The sequence below is a fragment of the Pseudomonas arsenicoxydans genome (assembly GCF_006438915.1).
GTDB classification, from domain to species: Bacteria; Pseudomonadota; Gammaproteobacteria; order Pseudomonadales; family Pseudomonadaceae; genus Aquipseudomonas; species Aquipseudomonas arsenicoxydans_A.
Genome location: NZ_RCZE01000004.1, coordinates 160,540 through 177,368, shown reverse-complemented (window position 1 = coordinate 177,368; position 16,829 = coordinate 160,540). Strand labels below are relative to the sequence as shown.

The following is a 16,829-nucleotide window of genomic DNA, read 5'->3' as shown; positions in this document are numbered from 1 at the left end:
TGAGCGCCGATGACGAATTACCGATCATCGGGTCCCGCAGCGCCGCTGGTTCCGCTACAATGCGCGCCGATTTCGTCCTGCCTGAGAGCCCGCACATGTCCGTCTGCCAGACTCCTATCATCGTCGCCCTGGATTTTCCCACCCGTGACGCCGCACTGAAGCTGGCCGACCAGTTGGACCCGAAGCTGTGCCGGGTAAAAGTCGGCAAGGAACTGTTCACCAGCTGTGCGTCGGAAATCGTCGGCACCTTGCGTGACAAGGGGTTCGAAGTGTTCCTGGACCTGAAATTCCACGACATCCCGAACACCACCGCCATGGCCGTCAAGGCCGCTGCGGAAATGGGCGTGTGGATGGTCAACGTGCACTGCTCCGGCGGTCTGCGCATGATGGCAGCCTGCCGTGAAGTGCTGGATCAGCGTACCGGGCCCAAGCCGCTGCTGATCGGCGTGACCGTGCTGACCAGCATGGAACGTGAAGACCTGGCCGGTATCGGTCTGGACATCGAGCCGCAGGAACAAGTGCTGCGCCTGGCGGCACTGGCAGAAAAAGCCGGGATGGACGGCCTGGTGTGTTCGGCGCTGGAAGCCCAGGCCTTGAAGTCGGCGCACCCGTCGTTGCAACTGGTGACCCCGGGCATTCGTCCGGCGGGCAGTGCGCAAGACGATCAACGCCGCATCCTGACCCCGCGCCAGGCACTGGACGCCGGTTCGGATTATCTAGTGATTGGCCGTCCGATCAGCCAAGCGGCTGATCCAGCGAAAGCACTCGCCGCCGTAGTCGCCGAACTCGCTTAACCCAACACCGAAGATCGAATGTGGGAGCGGGCTTGCTCGCGAAGGCGGAGTGTCAGTCAATTTTGATGTCGACTGACGCACCGCCTTCGCGAGCAAGCCCGCTCCCACATTGGTTTTGTGATTACTTCAAATGTTGGATCAAACCTTCAACACCAACTTCCCGAAATTCTCGCCGCTGAACAATTTCATCAGTGTCTCCGGGAACGTCTCCAGTCCGTCAACAATGTCTTCCTTGCTCTTGAGCTCTCCCTTGGCCATCCAGCCGGCCATTTCCTGACCAGCGGCGGCGAACTGGGCGGCGTAGTCCATCACGACAAAACCTTCCATGCGTGCGCGGTTGACCAGCAATGACAGGTAATTGGCCGGGCCCTTGACCGCCTCCTTGTTGTTGTACTGGCTGATCGCGCCGCAAATCACCACGCGCGCCTTCATGTTCAGGCGGCTCAGCACGGCGTCGAGAATGTCGCCGCCGACGTTATCGAAATACACGTCGACCCCTTTCGGGCATTCGCGTTTAAGACCGGCGATGACGTCCTCGTTCTTGTAGTCGATGGCACCGTCAAAACCCAATTCGTCGATCAGGAACTGACACTTGTCCGCGCCACCGGCAATCCCGACCACGCGGCAGCCTTTGATCTTGGCGATCTGCCCGGCAATGCTGCCCACCGCGCCGGCTGCACCCGACAACACCACGGTGTCTCCGGCCTTCGGCGCGCCCACATCGAGCAGAGCGAAATAGGCAGTCATGCCAGTCATGCCCAGGGCGGACAAATAGCGCGGCAAGGGCGCCAGTTTCGGATCAACCTTGTAGAAACCGCGCGGTTCGCCGAGGAAGTAATCCTGCACGCCCAAGGCGCCGTTGACGTAGTCACCAACCGCAAACCCCGGGTTGTTCGACGCAACGACTTTACCCACGCCCAAGGCGCGCATCACTTCCCCCAGACCGACCGGCGGAATATAGGACTTGCCCTCGTTCATCCAGCCGCGCATGGCCGGGTCCAGGGACAGGTATTCGTTTTTCACCAGAATCTGACCTGCCGCCGGCTCGCCGACCGGTACTTCCTGGTAGGTAAAAGTCTCGCGGGTCGCTGGACCCACCGGACGTTTGGCGAGCAGGAACTGGCGATTGGTCTGGGTAGTCATGACAGGCACTCAAGATGAATGAAGCCTTGTTGATAGCCCTTCAGGCTCAATGCCGCAAGTTTGGCTGATGCGGCGAATGCACATCGATCCAGTGCAGTGATAGTTGGCACGGTGGTTCTATCACTGCCACGCATGGGCGCCCAACCGGCCACCTGATAGTGCTGCCGTGGCGCGGACCTCTGTGGCTAGACTGAAAATACGAAATCCCCCGCACTCGAGGACATAACAATGAGCATGACGTTTTCCGGTCAGGTCGCCGTGGTGACCGGCGCTGCCAACGGTATTGGCCGCGCGACGGCCCAGGCATTCGCGGCCGAAGGGCTGAAAGTGGTAGTGGCCGACATGGACACCGCCGGCGGCGAAGGCACGGTGGCGCTGATTCGTACGTTAGGCGGCGAAGCAACCTTCGTGCGTTGCAACGTCACGCTGGAAAGCGATGTAAAAAATCTGATGGACGAAGTGGTGAATACCTACGGCCGCCTCGACTATGCCTTCAACAACGCTGGCATCGAGATCGAGAAAGGCAAACTCGCCGACGGCACACTGGATGAGTTCGACGCGATCATGGGCGTCAACGTCAAGGGCGTCTGGCTGTGCATGAAGTATCAGTTGCCCTTGCTGTTGGCCCAGGGCGGCGGTGCGATCGTCAACACCGCTTCGGTGGCGGGCCTGGGGGCTGCACCGAAGATGAGCATTTACGCGGCGTCCAAACACGCGGTGATCGGCCTGACCAAGTCGGCAGCCATTGAATACGCCAAGAAAAAGATTCGCGTGAATGCGGTCTGCCCGGCGGTGATCGACACCGACATGTTCCGCCGTGCCTATGAAGCAGACCCGAAGAAGGGCGAGTTCGCCAACGCCATGCACCCGGTGGGTCGCATCGGTAAGGTGGAGGAGATTGCCAGCGCGGTGTTGTACTTGTGCAGCGACGGTGCAGCGTTCACCACCGGTCATTCGCTGGCGGTGGATGGTGGCGTGACGGCGTTTTGAAGTCAGTCGCCGCTTCGTAGGAAAAAGCCCGCAGCTTCGCGGGCTTTTTTACAGTTCCGTGACGGGGCTGATCATTGTGTTTCAAAGGGTTAGAACCAAGGGTTTTGGCGGCGTTGTCGCACATCCCCTCCAGCGCTCCTGTGATTAACTGTTTCCCGCAAAACGGACAGGAGTTTGCTTGCTCATGGAATTGAGAATCGATCGACAGGCGTTGGTGCCAGTTGTGCAGCAAATCGTCGACGCGTTGACCGGCTGGCTCGGTCAGGGCGGGGTGTTGCCGGGGACGCGTTTGCCTTCTGCGCGGCAAATTGCACGGGTCAATTTGCTCAGTCAATCTTGCGTCATCGAAGCCTGTGAGCGCTTGGTGGCTCAGGGCGTACTGGCGCCGCGTCAGGGCACCGGTTTCATGGTTGCCCATCCTGCACAGGGACAGGGATGTCCCTGGTTCGAAGGGGCGGACGTAACGCAGGAGTGCGAGACGGGCAAACTTCAACTGGGCTGTGGCAGCCTGCCCGAAAGCTGGCGTGAAACTGACGATTTGAGCTACGCCATTCGCCAGGTGAGCCGAACCGACATGGCTGCTATGTTCAGCTACAGCACGCCACTGGGTTTGCCAGCCTTGCGAGAGCAGATCCTCAAGCGTCTCCAGCCATTCGACATCGAGGTGGATGAACGACGGATTATGACCACCAGCGGAGCGACCCACGGGCTGGATCTGATCGTGCGTACGTTGCTTAAACCGGGGGATTGCGTGGTGGTGGAAAGTCCGGGGTATTCGCTGTTGTTCGATCTGCTCAGGCTGAACGGCGTGACGATGATCGAGGTGCCGCGTACCCCCCGCGGGCCTGATACGCAGGCGCTTGAAGCGTTGTTGCTGACGTACCGGCCCCGTGCGCTGTTTATCAATAGCTTCTACCACAACCCGACCGGCAGCAGCCTGGCACCCGCCGTGGCGCAGCAGGTGCTGCAACTGACCAGAGACCATGGTGTGCTGGTTATCGAAGATGACGTCTTTGCCGATTTGCACCGCGGCCCCGGCACTCGCCTCGCTGCGCTGGGGATCGACGACAACGTCATCTACGTCGGTAGCTACTCTAAAACCCTCAGCAGTTCATTGCGCGTCGGCTTTGTCGTCGCCAGTGTCGCGGTGGTTTCGCGCCTGGCCGAGGTCAAGATGACCAGCAGCATGGGCGCCTCAAGGTTCTGCGAATCGGTGCTGGCTTGCCTCTTGGCCAGCGGCGCGTATCGCAAACTGGTCCAGCGTCAGCGCCAGCGATTGAACACCGACAGAGAGGCCGCCTTGCAAATACTCGAAGACGCCGATTGGGAAGTTTTCGGCAAGCCCGTGGGCGGGCTTTTCATCTGGGCGCGATCACGGATGTCCGACTACGCTCAGGTGCGCACGCAGGCCCGACGCTTCGGGGTGTTGTTGTCTTCTGCCACGGCATTCAATCCCGGCGGCGAGGCCACGGACTGGCAGCGCATCAACGTGGCTTGCGCCTGTGATCCACGCGCCCGGGCATTTTTTCAGGCCACCACGCTGAATCGACCTCAAGCGTTCTGAAAACGACGCGGGCGTAGCTTTTTGCCATTATTCCGACGCCAGAGACTTGTGCTGGCACAGGCCCGTTGCGAATCTGCGTCAACAGACTATGTCAGGGGACTAAGTGCAATGATTTCGGCCGTGCAAGGACGTTTTGCCAACCTCGGTATGGCAAAAAAAATGGGTGTCGGGTTTGTCCTGGTGCTGCTGCTGACCGCACTGGTGGCAGCCATCGGCGTATGGTCCCTGCAAACCATCAGTCATCGCTTCGATGGGCTCAAGCAGATGTCGTCGCTCAATAGTGGCCTGCTCAAGGTACGTCTGCTTGAGCAGGAGTACGCCTTGCACGGCAACCCGAAAACCGCCGATGCCCTGCACGAGGGCGTTGATGGCCTGATTGCTCTGGCGACCCAGCTTAAGGCCGCCTCGGCGGCTAACGTGCCGGTGATGAATGACGTCGAGCAGTCGCTGGGCGCCTATCGCAAGGCGTTCGATGAGTTCGTCTCGCTGAGTCAGGCCAAGGACCTGGCGCTGGAAATGGCCAGTTGGTCAGTGTCCAGCGTGGCCAATAACCTTGATGTGCTGCAAGCCGGCCTGGCCGATGACGGCGCCTACACCTTGAAGCAATCCGAGGGTAAGGATGGCGGGCAATTCCTCGAGCAGGCCAGCCAGGTCAGCCAGGTTTCGCGGTTGATGTTGCAGGCGATGAACGAGGCGCGCGTGCGTCTGGACCAGAGCCGCAAGGGCGACGACAGCGCGGGGCAGGGCAAGATCGAGCAGGCGGAACAGGCATTGACCCAGGCCGAACGGCTGAAAACCACGGTCAAGGATGAGGGCTATCAGACGGTCCTCAATGAAGTGAGCGGCCACATCGGCAGTTTCAGCGAAAAACTGTCGGAGTACACCGGCCTGTTGGCCCAGGAAAAAACCGTCTACGAACAGTTGCATCACCGTGCCGCGCAAGTGGTGGAGCGGGTGGATCAGGCCTATGTCGCCGAAGACCAGTCGATGCAGGTCGAGCTGAAAAAGAACTCGTTGCTGATCATCGGCTCCTCAGCCCTGGCGTTGCTGGTCGGGTTGGTGGCAGCGTGGGTGATTACCCGGTTGATCGTGGCACCGTTGCGCAGTGTGATCCTGGTGGCCCAGCAGATTGCCGCGGGTGATTTGAGTGCGACAGTCGAGGTGACCCGCCGTGACGAGATCGGCCAATTGATGCAGGCGATGCAGCAGATGGGCGCCGGGCTCAGCAGTATCGTCAGTGGCTTGCAGGCCGGCATCGAGCAATTGGCCAGTTCAGCGCATTCGCTGTCAGCAGTGACCGAGCAAACCAACCTGGAAGTCAGCAGCCAGAAAGAAGAAACCGAGCAGGTCGCCACGGCGATGAATCAGATGACCGCGACGGTGCACGACGTGGCACGCAATGCCGAAGAGGCGGCCCAGGCGGCACAAACCGCGGATGGCAAGGTTGAGAGCGGTCAGCAAGTGGTGCGCCAGAGCATGGCGCGCATCGAGCAACTGGCGGATTCGGCGACGTCGGCCAGTTCCAGCATCGAAAGCCTGAGCGCAGAGATCCAGAACATCGGCACAGTGCTCAGCGTGATCAAAAGTGTCGCCGAGCAGACCAACCTGTTGGCGCTCAACGCGGCGATCGAAGCCGCGCGTGCAGGCGAGCAGGGCAGGGGCTTTGCCGTGGTAGCCGATGAAGTCCGGGCGCTGGCCAAGCGTACCCAGCAATCGACCGAGGAAATCGAACGACTGGTCAGTGCCTTGCGCTCGGCTGCTCAGTCATCGGTACAGCAGATTCAGAACAGCGGCGAACTGGTGAAACTGGCGGTCAGCGATGCGTTGCAGACCGAGAGCGCGCTGGGGAGTATTGCGGCGGCGGTGTCGCTGATCCAGCAGATGAACCAGCAGATTGCCGCAGCAGCCGAACAGCAGAGTTCGGTGGCCGAGGAAATCAATCGCAGCGTCACCAGTATTCGCGCGAGCGCGGATCAGTCGTCGCTGGCGATGCAGGGCAACGCGGCGTCCAGCATTGAGCTGGCACAGCTCGGACTTGAGCTGAAAGGGATGGTGGGGCACTTCCGGCTCTGAAGAGTCCTGTGATCACTGTGGGGCCGACCCGGATCAGCCCCCCCTCTTTCTCGAATGTACTCGCCACCAATCTCAACCCAAAAAAAAGCCACCCTCGCAGGTGGCTTTTCTATTTTCGCCAATCAGTCGTAGATCACTCTCTTTTTCCAGTCGGCATCCGCATCGACTTGTTTAAGCCCTACGTTCAACTGGTTTGCCTCACTCTCAACGGCAGCGATGTTGTCCATCACCATAGCGTTGGCGCGAGCCAGGAGTTTCTCCAGGTACTCAAGCTGCTCGGCGTAAACCTGGGGCTCCTGTTGTTTGCGCAGGTATTGCACGCCGCGTTCAAACGCCAGGCGCGCCTGACCCGGCTGGTTCTGTTGCAGGCAATGCTGGCCGAGGTTGTTGAAGAACTCGATGTGCAGCAACACCAGGATATGGCGCACTTCGCGGATCCAGCGCTTGGCTTCATTGGTCGGCAGGAAACCGTCCTGTGCGGCACGGGTGACCTGGCCATGCAGGGCTTCAAGCAGAAAGCGTACGTCCTTGGCCTTGGCTTCGGTCTGAATCGGCGCCGGCGGGTTGTTGATCGGGATCGATTCGCCTTGGGCAGCAAGGGCCTCCAGTTCGGTGATCCGCGCCCGGAGGTTGGCGCTGGTCTTTTCCAAGTTGAGCAGGCGCTGGCAGACGTTGAGCTCCAGGCGGGTCAACAGCAGCTTGAGCGCCGGTGTCATCAACTGACCGGGAAAGGTTTCGGTGATCTCGCCGCAGCGACGCAGGCGGTCGTTGAGCTCAACCTTGGTACGGGCCTTTTCCAGCTTGTTGTTTTCCACCACATGGTTCATGTAGCCAATGGCGATCAATAGTGCGATCCCGGCTACAACGAGCAGGGTGATCATGAGTGGTGTCACCGGTAAGACCTCTTTATAGGGTGTGCGTTCGAGTGTAGTGGCTTGCCATTGGGGCGCATAGGCCGCTCGACGACTTGAATCAGCTATGGCCATAAATGTATCGGCCGTTGTTCTGCTTATATAAATGGTGGCGAAGATGTTTCAGATTGCCATCATCTTGATGGCGTGGACTATAGCGTCTTGAAGGAGGCCAGAATATAGGCGCTGGGGGCCAGTCCGCGGAAAAGCCCGAAACGCGTCTGAAAGCAGGGCGAAGTCATTGATTTAAATAAATTTATATCTGGGGGTTGACGACCCCTCAATCCATCCATAGAATGCGCGCCACTTACAGCGTAAAGCACACAGCGAAACGCGGTAGGGAGTGAATGTTGTACGTGTGTCCCCTTCGTCTAGTGGCCTAGGACACCGCCCTTTCACGGCGGTAACAGGGGTTCGAGTCCCCTAGGGGACGCCAATGCGGGAATAGCTCAGTTGGTAGAGCACGACCTTGCCAAGGTCGGGGTCGCGAGTTCGAGTCTCGTTTCCCGCTCCATTTTTAAGCAGCGTTGCTTTCGGGCGGCGTTAAGTGAAACCAGAACCGATATCTTCGGATACGGATTTGGGCACTGAAATACACACCATGTGTTTCAGTTAGCGTGTCCCCTTCGTCTAGTGGCCTAGGACACCGCCCTTTCACGGCGGTAACAGGGGTTCGAGTCCCCTAGGGGACGCCATTTGCGGGAATAGCTCAGTTGGTAGAGCACGACCTTGCCAAGGTCGGGGTCGCGAGTTCGAGTCTCGTTTCCCGCTCCATATTTAACGAAAACGCCGCTCAGCAATGAGCGGCGTTTTTGTTTGTGTGGGAGCGGGCTTGCTCGCGAAAGCAGTCTGTCAGTTGATGTATTTTTCGACTGATACACCGCTTTCGCGAGCAAGCCCGCTCCCACATTTTTTTAGCATTTCACGATCGAATCCATGGTATGGCCCCGCCACCTTGGCGAGGCCGGCAAGTGATCAGAGCTTCGGCAATTGCCCGATGCGTCCCATCATTTCGGTCACGATCTGCAGGTCCAGCAGGAACTGGTCGACCGTCTTGAACTCGTTATCAGTGTGGCCGGTGTATTTCACTTCCGGTCGGGCGAGGCCGAATTGCACGCCATTGGGCAGTTCATGCACCGAGGTGGCGCCGGCGGAAGAGCCAAACTTGTGTTCCATGCCCAGGTTTTCAGTGGACACCGCCAGCAGGGCCTTGACCCATTCACCCTCGGGGTTGCGGTACATCGGCTCGGCAATCGAGTAGTCGAACGTTGCCGCTACGTTGCTTTTCTTGCTCCAAGCGCCAATTTTCTCGGCGATTTCGGCCTTGAGTGCTTCCGGGGACTTGCCCTTCGGCACGCGCAGATTGACCGCAAGCTTGAAGGTTTTGTCATCCATCCCGACAAACGTCAGGGATGTGGTCAGCGGCCCCATGAAGTCATCTGCAAAACCGACACCCAATTTCCCACCCAGGTAATCCAGCCCCCAGTTGTCGGCGGCGTAGCGGGCGGCGTCGGTGATGTGGTTGTGCTTGAGCGCGACTTTGCCGTCGAGGCTGTTGATGAAGTCCAGCATCCTGGCGACCGGGTTGACGCCAGACTCGGGCTCGGAGGAGTGGGCTGAAACGCCGGTCACCGTCAGCTTGACGTCCTTGTCGACGACTTTGGCGCTTACCTCGAAGTTTCCACCATTGCGCTTGGCATACTCGCTACCGGTCTTTTGCAGGCTGGCGGCCAGTTCGGCAGGCTTGTCAGTCACTAATGTGGTGACCGAAGCCGACGGAATCTGGTTGGTGGCCAGGCCGCCGGTCATCGAGGTAATTTCCGCGCCCTGGCCCTCGCCGTTACGCCGGGCAAAGTTGGCCATCACGGTGCCGTAGCCCTTTTCGGCGATGACCACCGGGTAGCCACCGTCCAGTGCCAGGTTGTAATTGGGCGTCGGATTGTGTTCGAAGTAATAGGGGATGGCGTCGCCGGTGGTTTCTTCGGTGGTGTCGATCAGCAGCTTGAAGTTCCTCGCCAGCGGCAGCTTCTCTTCCTTGATCACCTTCATGGCGTACAGCGCCACCACGATACCGTTCTTGTCGTCCTCGGTGCCGCGGCCATACATGCGGTCGCCGATCAGGGTGACCTTGAACGGATCCAGTCGGGTGCCATCTTTCAGGACCCAGTTCTCCGGCGTCACCGGCACCACGTCGGCGTGCGCGTGAATGCCGACCACTTCATCACCGCTGCCCTCGAGGGAGATTTCAAAGACGCGGTTGTCGATGTTGCGGAAATTCAGGTTGAAGGACTGGGCAAGGTTTTTGATTTTGTCGGCGATCTTGATGAATTCGGGGTTGTCGTGCTGAGCAACGCCCTCCACCTGGAAGGTCGGGATGGCTACCAGCTCACGCAAGGTCTCGGTGGCCGCAGCGCCGTATTTCACCCGGGCATAGAGGCCCAGCAGACGATGGATCTCGTTCTGCTGTTCAGGGGTAAGCGTCTTGTTGTCCTGGAAAGCACCGATGGCCGGGCCGAGGTCGGCGGTTTTGGCCAGGTCGCTTTTGGCCACGCCGGCCAGGAACTGCCTGAAATCCGTGGCTGAGGCGTCGCTGAAACTCTTGAGAATGGTCGCGCTCTGTTGCGGGGTGATGTTGGTTTGCGCGACTACGGAAAACGACGAAAGGCTGGCCAGAATCAGGGTCGACGCGGCCAGGTGCTTGAGTGAGAAATCCATTGTTGGAGGCATTCCTTTGCAGGTAGTTTGTGGGAAGTGTCTGATCGATTGGTCAGAAACGTTTCCAACCTAACACCACGTAGGCGTGAAAGGGGAGACCTTGAAGGAGGATCTGTCGCACAGAAACGCAAAAGCGACGCAGATATGAAAAAGGCCCGCGAGTCAGACTCGGCGGGCCTTTTGCGTGGGCGCAGACTTTACATCGACAGAATCAGGCGCCCGGCGAACAGGATCAGAATCACCCCCATCGTCCGTTCAAACCAATGCCCCATGCGCATGAACAGCACGCGTACCCGGGCGCTGGAAAAGAACAGCGCGACGATCACAAACCACAACGCATTCACAAAACACATCCAGACCCCATACAGCGCCTGGATGTTCAGCGGTGTTGTGGCGCTGATAAGGGTGGTGAAAATCGCCAGGAAAAACAGTGTCGCCTTGGGGTTGGTCGCGTTGGTCAGAAACCCGGTGGTGAAGGCCTTCAACAGCGTTTGTTCGACGACGGGCTCGTCCGGGATTTTATCGCCCTCAAGCGTGGATTTGGGTTTACTGCGCAGCAGGCTGATACCGAGGTACAAAATGTAGGCGCCGCCCACGACCTTGGCCACGGTCAACAGCCACGGTGTGGTATGCATCAGCGCGCCGACCCCGAGCAGGGTGTAAAGCACATGCACGGAAATCCCCGCGCCGATACCCAGCGCCGTGCAGATGCCCACCAACCGGCCGAAACGCACGCTCTGGCGGATGGTCACGGCAAAGTCCGGGCCGGGGGCGACCACGGCCAGAAAGTGAATGGTTGCCAGCGCCAGGAACTCGCCCAGGTAATTCGAAAGCATCTCAACTCCAGAAGGTAAGGGGTGAAGCATTGCCGCGGTAGCCGACAAAGAACGAAAGGCTCAATCGCGGATCCGCCACGCCCGGGGTCACCGAGTGCATGCAGCGCGAGTTGAACATGATGAAATCGCCCGGCTCGGGGCGTATCTCCAAAGTCGGAGGGCCTAGCAGGGCCGGGTCGATGCCGTAACTGTCGCCGCGCATTTCGTCGAACTGGTCCGGCGAAATGTCGTTGTCCCACATCTGCAACGCGCCGCCCTCGGTGGGCATGTTCAGGTAAACGTTGCAGGCGAACTGGGCTTCCAGGCTTCTGGCCTGGTAACTGTCCGGGGCGTCCTTGGCGAAAATGTCGTGATGAGCGAGGAAACACACCCCCGGTTTCACCACCCGGGACAGGCCGACATACATCTTGCGACCGTAGAGGTTTTCCAGATGCGCACCCGCCGGCCAGGACTCATCGAGCATGCAGCGCAGGGTGTCAACCGGGGACGAGTAGGGCGCGCAACGGTTGCGCAACTCCGCAATGTTGCGGGTGGCGCGTGCGAAGTAGTCCTCGATCAGCAGCGGCTGGTTTTCCGCTTCATAAAACGCCATGCCGATGCGGCCGATGCTCGGCGCATTGATATAGCCTTCGAAACCGGGGGCGAGGATCTTGTCGCCAATCTGAATCGCCAGCGGCTGGGGTAACAAGCCTTTGACGCGGATGGCGAGGACTTCTTCATTGGCCAGTTTTTTTATGCACGTCTCATCGAGACGCTCGACGTCAAGCATCATGTCTTAGGTCCATCTATCAGATAGTCAACAGAACCCGCGAGCGCAGGCTCCCCCGGCGTCAGGCGATGACGGTGCGCCATCGCCCAAATGCTCAATCCACGGTGTAGTGGACTGACAGCGTTCCCTTCTTCAATGAAAGGGAGGCGATCGTGACCGTGCCCAATTCCTTCAGGCTACGTACATGGGTGCCGCCGCAGCCGTAGGCGGGCAGATCACCGAAACCGATTTCCCGGGCGCCTTCGCGCAATGACGTCAGGCGCGGGAGATCCTGGTCAATCCATTGTTCGATGCCGAGTTGAAGGGTCTGGGCATCGACGTCCTGTGCACTTTCCAGCGCCTTGAACTGCACCCGGCCTTCGCCCGGCCAGTGATGCGCCTTGATCGGCATCCAGCCCTTGGCCTGGACGAAATGGCCGATCAAATGCCCGGCCGAATGCATGCGCGTGTTGAACTGACGCCGCTCGCCGTCCACGCGAATCTGCGTCATGCCGGGTTTTACCGATTGGTCGACGAAATGAATGATTCGCTCAGGATCCTGGATGACTCGCAGTACCTGGCTATCGCCAATCGAGCCTGTATCAAAGGGCTGTCCACCACCTTGGGGGTGGAACAGCGTGGCGCGAAGCACCACCGCAAATTCGTTTTCGTGGGGCGTGCAATCCAGGACTTCCACATTGGCCTTGAGGTCATCACTATGGAAAAAGAGGCGAAGCGTCATATTCCATGCCCTTATTAAAGTTTCTATTTTTATTATATGAAGCGTGGAATTGCGTGATAATCCGTTCAAACATCAAAGGACTGTTGCGCTGTGAGCATAAATCTTCCACTGCCGCTGCTTGGGGAAATGGCGATTTTTGTCAAGGTTGTCGAGACCGGCAGCTTTTCCGAGGCGGCCCGCCAGCTGGGTTCTTCACCTTCGGCGGTCAGTCGCAGCATTTCGCGTCTGGAGAAAGCGCTGGCCACGCGTCTGCTGCAACGAACCACGCGCAAATTGCGCTTGAGCGACGGTGGCGAAGAGGTGTTCAAGCGGTGCCAGGACATGGTCAGCGCCGCTAAATCGGTGATGGAAATCAGCGGGCAGTTCACCCATGAAGCCGAAGGGTTGGTGCGGGTCAGTGTGCCCAAGGCCGTGGGGCGATTCGTGATTCACCCGCATATGCCGGAATTTCTGCGGCGTTATCCCAAGGTCGATGTGGAGTTGTTGCTTGAGGATCGGCAGGTGGATCTGATCGACGACAATGTTGATCTCGCCATCCGTATTACCGACCGGCCACCTGCTGGATTGGTCGGGCGGCAATTGCTGACCATCGACCATTTGCTCTGCGCCACGCCGCAATACCTGGCCGAGCACGGCACCCCGACCCATCCCCATGACTTGCTCAACCACAGTTGCATCTACCTCGGCGAAACCCCGAGCGATGCGCGCTGGAAATTCAAGAAAGGCACCAAAGCGGTGACGGTTGGCGTGCGCGGGCGGTATGCCGCCAATCACACGGGTGTGCGGTTGGGCGCGGTGTTGCAGCACATCGGCATCGGCAGCCTGCCGTATTTCACCGCGCGCTATGCGCTGGAGCAGGGGCTGATTGTGCAGGTGTTGCCGGACTGGACGTTTCTGGCTTCATACCATGGTGGTGCGTGGTTGCTGCATTCGCCGACGCGGTACCTGCCGCCGAAGTTGCGGGTGTTTATTGATTATCTGGTTGAGTGCCTGGAGAAGGAGCCGACGTTGAGCAAGCCGGGGAAGGCCGGCAAGGTGGCTGCGGAATATGAATTGCCTGAGAGTGATGGGTTGCTCTGACTGGCCCCTTCGCGAGCAAGCCCGCTCCCACATTTGACCGGATTCTTATTGAAGAAATGCGATCCACTGTGGGAGCGGGCTTGCTCGCGAAGGCGTCCTACCGGGCGCCACATTACCCAGCCACAAAAAAGGCCCGCATGTTCAATCATGCGGGCCTTTTGTATAACGGATCGAGGATCAGTGCTTGGCGTCGTCGTTCGACATCGCCAGCAGCTGCTTTTCCTGGTTCCAGTCAAACGGTTCGTCGTTCTGTTCAGCTTCGAAGCGACGTTCTTCCAGGGCCTGATACAGTTCGATTTCATCATCGGGCATGTAATGCAGGCAGTCTCCGGCGAAGTACCACAGCAGGTCGCGCGGGACCAAGTGGGCAATTTGTGGGTAGCGGGTGATCACCTGGCAGAGAATGTCCTGGCCCAGGTATTGGCTTTCGATCGGATCGACCGGCAGCAACGCACGCAATTCATCGAAGCGCTCCAGGAACAAGGCATGGCTTTCTTCGGGAACCTGTTCGGCCTCACCCACGGCGACCAGGATGCTGCGCAAGTGGTCAAGCAAGACGAGATGGTCGGCAACGACGTTGGACACGAGATAAGTCCTCAAGAGCAAAACGGGCGCAGGAGTATAAAGCCCCTGCGCCCGTTTTGCATGGGGGCACTGGATCAGCGGACCTTTCCTGGTGCCAGCGCCAGCTCCTCTTTGTCGAAATCATCGACGTCGATCACCTTGCGTCGTGCTGTTTCAGCGGCCCGCAGGGTCTGCGCTTCCGCTGCCTGCAATACTCCCGCCTCCAGCGCGGCATCGATGACGTGTTCCCCGGCGGCCGGTTTGACCTGGCCACTCTTGAGCGCGATGTGCAGCTTTTTCTGCAGCGGCTGCGCCGCGTTCAACAGGTTGCAGGCGTGTTGCAAAGCACCGACGGCATCCTCGGCCGATTGCGGACGGTAGCAACCGCCCAGCAATTCTTCGAGCGTCGGGTCGCCCTTGGCGCGACCAATCACGGCAGCCACTTCGGCGCCGAGTTTGTCCGATGGCCCTTTGTGTCGACGGCCGAACGGGAACACGATCACCCGCAACAGGCAACCCAGTACCTTGTTCGGGAAATTGGTCAGCAGTTCATCCAGTGCCCGTTCCGACTGGCCAAGGCTTTCTTCCATGGCCCAGGTAAACAGCGACGCCATGTGCTCCGGTGAGTCGAGATCGTGGTAACGCTTGAGAGCGGCAGAGGCGAGGTACAGGTTGCTGAGTACATCCCCGAGGCGTGCCGACAGGCGCTCGCGGCGTTTCAGTTCACCGCCCAGCAGCATCATGCTCAGGTCCGCCAGCATGGCGAACGCCGCCGCCTGACGGTTGAGCGCGCGGAAATAGCCCTGGCTGAGTTTGTTACCCGGCGTGTGCTCGAAGTGCCCGAAACCGAGGTTCAGCACCAACGTGCTGGCGGCGTTGCTCACGGCAAAACCAATGTGCTTGAGCAGCAGGCCATCGAACTCGGTGAGTGCCTGGTCCTTGTCTTCACGGCCGGCGAGGGCCATTTCCTTCAGCACGAACGGATGGCAGCGAATGGCGCCCTGGCCGAAGATCATCAGGTTGCGCGAAAGAATGTTCGCACCTTCCACGGTGATGAAAATCGGCGCGCCATTCCAGCTGCGACCGAGGTAGTTGTTCGGCCCCATGATGATGGCTTTACCGCCGTGAACGTCCATCGCGTGGCTGATGCACTCGCGGCCACGTTCGGTAAGGTGATACTTGAGAATTGCCGAGAGCACCGACGGTTTCTCACCCAGGTCCACCGCGTTGGCGGTCAGCATGCGCGCCGCGTCCATCATCCAGGCGTTGCCGCCGATGCGCGCCATGGCTTCCTGAATCCCTTCGAACGCCGACAATGGAACATTGAATTGCTCGCGGACCTGAGCGTACTGCCCCGTCACCAGACTGGTGAACTTGGCCGCGCCGGTACCGACTGCCGGCAAAGAGATCGAACGCCCGACCGACAGGCAATTCATCAGCATCATCCAGCCTTTGCCGAGCATTTCCTGACCACCGATGAGGAAATCGAGCGGCACGAACACGTCCTTGCCGGAGTTCGGGCCGTTCATGAACGCGGCCCCCAGCGGCAAGTGACGGCGGCCGATTTCAACACCGGCCGTGTCGGTTGGAATCAGCGCCAGGCTGATGCCCAAATCTTCTTTGTCACCCAGCAAATGGTCCGGGTCATAGGCCTTGAAGGCGAGGCCGAGCAGGGTCGCCACCGGGCCGAGGGTGATGTAACGCTTTTCCCAGTTCAGGCGCAGACCGAGGGTTTCCTTGCCTTCCCATTCACCTTTGCAGATCACTCCGGTGTCGGGCATTGCGCCGGCATCGGAACCGGCCAGCGGACCGGTCAACGCGAAGCACGGAATGTCGTCACCACGGGCCAGCCGAGGCAGGTAATGATTGCGTTGTTCGTCGGTGCCGTAGTGCAGCAGCAGTTCGGCAGGGCCCAGGGAATTGGGGACCATCACGGTGGACGCAAGGTCGCCGCTGCGGGTCGCCAGTTTCATCGCGACCTGGGAGTGGGCATAGGCAGAGAAACCTTTACCGCCAAATTCCTTGGGAATGATCAGCGCGAAGAAGCCGTTTTCCTTGATGTGCGCCCAGGCTTCAGCCGGCAGGTCCATGTCTTGCCCGATCTGCCAGTCGGTGACCATGGCGCAGAGTTCGTCGGTCGGGCCGTCGATGAACGCCTGTTCTTCTTCAGTCAGTTGGGCTTTTGGATAGGACAGCAATTTGTCCCAGTCCGGACGGCCGCTGAACAATTCGCCGTCCCACCACACGGTGCCGGCGTCGATGGCGTCGCGCTCGGTTTGCGACATCGGCGGCAGGGTTTTCTGGAACCAGCTGAACAGCGGCGCGCTGAAGAACTTGCGACGCAGGTCGGGCAGCAGCAATGGCGCCGCAACGGCTGCAATCAACACCCAGAACACCAGCAGCAGCCAACCGGGCGCGCGGCTGAAAGCCCCCATCGCGACGATGTAGACGGCAACAATGCACAGGGCGGGCAGGGGGGCGGTGCGACGATGGGCTAACCACGCTATCCCGACAATCAGAACCAGTATCCACAACAGCAGCATATTTAATCCTCCGTGAACCAGGGTAAAACCAACCTTCAGAGCTTAGACGGCATCCGCCAAACAGGGTGGTCAGAGCGAGGTGATTGAAATCGTGGGAAACCTTGGATCAGATTTGTAGGCTCGGTT

At 59.4% G+C, this 16,829-nt stretch carries 13 protein-coding genes, 4 tRNA genes and 1 pseudogene; 10 read left to right on the top strand and 8 right to left on the bottom strand.

From position 1 onward, the window contains the following. Positions 1-95: 95 nt before the first annotated feature. Positions 96-794: an orotidine-5'-phosphate decarboxylase gene (gene pyrF, locus EAH78_RS09815; RefSeq protein ID WP_027924005.1), complete on the top strand. Its 699-nt coding sequence runs from the start codon at positions 96-98 to the stop codon at positions 792-794. Positions 795-932: 138 nt separating this feature from the next. Here the strand turns inward: pyrF and EAH78_RS09805 are convergent, their stop codons facing one another. Beyond that, positions 933-1,937, bottom strand: a complete 1,005-nt coding sequence (locus tag EAH78_RS09805) for an NADP-dependent oxidoreductase (protein ID WP_140667369.1) — start codon at positions 1,935-1,937, stop codon at positions 933-935. Between the two features lie 228 nt (positions 1,938-2,165). On the opposite strand from EAH78_RS09805, the gene EAH78_RS09800 reads away from it, so the two are divergent. The 4 genes and pseudogenes from EAH78_RS09800 to EAH78_RS33240 all read left to right on the top strand — a co-directional run bounded on the left by EAH78_RS09800 (position 2,166) and on the right by EAH78_RS33240 (position 6,564). Continuing rightward, positions 2,166-2,927, top strand: a complete 762-nt coding sequence (locus EAH78_RS09800; protein ID WP_123432788.1) for an SDR family oxidoreductase — start codon at positions 2,166-2,168, stop codon at positions 2,925-2,927. Between the two features lie 184 nt (positions 2,928-3,111). Next, a complete protein-coding gene (locus EAH78_RS09795) occupies positions 3,112-4,491 on the top strand; it encodes a PLP-dependent aminotransferase family protein (RefSeq protein WP_140667368.1) in 1,380 nt (459 codons plus the stop codon). Positions 4,492-4,599: 108 nt separating this feature from the next. After that, positions 4,600-5,703, top strand: a pseudogene (locus tag EAH78_RS33245) (HAMP domain-containing protein); the annotation flags it as partial. Beyond that, a complete protein-coding gene (locus EAH78_RS33240) occupies positions 5,683-6,564 on the top strand; it encodes a methyl-accepting chemotaxis protein (protein WP_430539925.1) in 882 nt (293 codons plus the stop codon). The pseudogene EAH78_RS33245 and the gene EAH78_RS33240, both read left to right, overlap by 21 nt. Positions 6,565-6,686: 122 nt before the next feature. Here the strand turns inward: EAH78_RS33240 and EAH78_RS09785 are convergent, their stop codons facing one another. Next, complete coding sequence (locus tag EAH78_RS09785; protein WP_140667366.1) at positions 6,687-7,457, bottom strand: hypothetical protein; 771 nt, start codon at positions 7,455-7,457, stop codon at positions 6,687-6,689. A 378-nt stretch (positions 7,458-7,835) separates the two neighbouring features. Between EAH78_RS09785 and EAH78_RS09780 the strand changes: the two genes are divergently transcribed. The 4 genes from EAH78_RS09780 (at position 7,836) to EAH78_RS09765 (ending at position 8,249) form a co-directional block, all read left to right on the top strand. Further along, positions 7,836-7,911: transfer RNA gene (locus tag EAH78_RS09780), tRNA-Glu, on the top strand. 2 nt (positions 7,912-7,913) lie between these two features. After that, positions 7,914-7,989: transfer RNA gene (locus EAH78_RS09775), tRNA-Gly, on the top strand. A 105-nt stretch (positions 7,990-8,094) separates the two neighbouring features. Continuing rightward, a tRNA-Glu gene (locus EAH78_RS09770) sits at positions 8,095-8,170 on the top strand. A gap of 3 nt (positions 8,171-8,173) precedes the next feature. Next, positions 8,174-8,249, top strand: a tRNA-Gly gene (locus EAH78_RS09765). A gap of 201 nt (positions 8,250-8,450) precedes the next feature. Here EAH78_RS09765 and EAH78_RS09760 read toward each other — a convergent pair. From EAH78_RS09760 to EAH78_RS09745, 4 genes are all read right to left on the bottom strand, one after another. Next, positions 8,451-10,190, bottom strand: a complete 1,740-nt coding sequence (locus EAH78_RS09760) for a dipeptidase (RefSeq protein WP_140667365.1) — start codon at positions 10,188-10,190, stop codon at positions 8,451-8,453. 197 nt (positions 10,191-10,387) lie between these two features. Further along, the gene (locus EAH78_RS09755; RefSeq protein ID WP_140667364.1) at positions 10,388-11,026 is read right to left on the bottom strand and encodes a LysE family translocator; all 639 of its coding nucleotides are present in this window, start codon (positions 11,024-11,026) and stop codon (positions 10,388-10,390) included. Position 11,027: 1 nt separating this feature from the next. Next, positions 11,028-11,798 (bottom strand): 2OG-Fe(II) oxygenase, encoded by a 771-nt coding sequence (locus tag EAH78_RS09750; RefSeq protein WP_140667363.1) that lies wholly within the window; start codon positions 11,796-11,798, stop codon positions 11,028-11,030. Between the two features lie 91 nt (positions 11,799-11,889). Beyond that, the gene (locus EAH78_RS09745; RefSeq protein ID WP_140667362.1) at positions 11,890-12,516 is read right to left on the bottom strand and encodes an alanyl-tRNA editing protein; all 627 of its coding nucleotides are present in this window, start codon (positions 12,514-12,516) and stop codon (positions 11,890-11,892) included. Positions 12,517-12,606: 90 nt separating this feature from the next. On the opposite strand from EAH78_RS09745, the gene EAH78_RS09740 reads away from it, so the two are divergent. Beyond that, a complete protein-coding gene (locus EAH78_RS09740) occupies positions 12,607-13,596 on the top strand; it encodes a LysR family transcriptional regulator (protein ID WP_140667361.1) in 990 nt (329 codons plus the stop codon). A 177-nt stretch (positions 13,597-13,773) separates the two neighbouring features. Here the strand turns inward: EAH78_RS09740 and EAH78_RS09735 are convergent, their stop codons facing one another. Together EAH78_RS09735 and EAH78_RS09730 are read right to left on the bottom strand one after the other, a co-directional pair. Next, positions 13,774-14,181, bottom strand: coding sequence for a PA2817 family protein (locus EAH78_RS09735; protein WP_140667360.1), 408 nt, complete (start codon positions 14,179-14,181; stop codon positions 13,774-13,776). A gap of 74 nt (positions 14,182-14,255) precedes the next feature. Beyond that, positions 14,256-16,703: an acyl-CoA dehydrogenase gene (locus EAH78_RS09730; protein ID WP_140667359.1), complete on the bottom strand. Its 2,448-nt coding sequence runs from the start codon at positions 16,701-16,703 to the stop codon at positions 14,256-14,258. Positions 16,704-16,829 lie beyond the last annotated feature (126 nt).

Bases quoted from the DNA above. Each gene is read 5' to 3' on its own strand.
- pyrF (WP_027924005.1), top strand. From the start codon at position 96: ATGTCCGTCTGCCAGACTCCTATCATCGTCGCCCTGGATTTTCCCACC.
- EAH78_RS09805 (WP_140667369.1), bottom strand. From the start codon at position 1,937: ATGACTACCCAGACCAATCGCCAGTTCCTGCTCGCCAAACGTCCGGTG.
- EAH78_RS09800 (WP_123432788.1), top strand. From the start codon at position 2,166: ATGAGCATGACGTTTTCCGGTCAGGTCGCCGTGGTGACCGGCGCTGCC.
- EAH78_RS09795 (WP_140667368.1), top strand. From the start codon at position 3,112: ATGGAATTGAGAATCGATCGACAGGCGTTGGTGCCAGTTGTGCAGCAA.
- EAH78_RS33240 (WP_430539925.1), top strand. From the start codon at position 5,683: ATGCAGGCGATGCAGCAGATGGGCGCCGGGCTCAGCAGTATCGTCAGT.
- EAH78_RS09760 (WP_140667365.1), bottom strand. From the start codon at position 10,190: ATGGATTTCTCACTCAAGCACCTGGCCGCGTCGACCCTGATTCTGGCC.
- EAH78_RS09755 (WP_140667364.1), bottom strand. From the start codon at position 11,026: ATGCTTTCGAATTACCTGGGCGAGTTCCTGGCGCTGGCAACCATTCAC.
- EAH78_RS09750 (WP_140667363.1), bottom strand. From the start codon at position 11,798: ATGATGCTTGACGTCGAGCGTCTCGATGAGACGTGCATAAAAAAACTG.
- EAH78_RS09745 (WP_140667362.1), bottom strand. From the start codon at position 12,516: ATGACGCTTCGCCTCTTTTTCCATAGTGATGACCTCAAGGCCAATGTG.
- EAH78_RS09730 (WP_140667359.1), bottom strand. From the start codon at position 16,703: ATGCTGCTGTTGTGGATACTGGTTCTGATTGTCGGGATAGCGTGGTTA.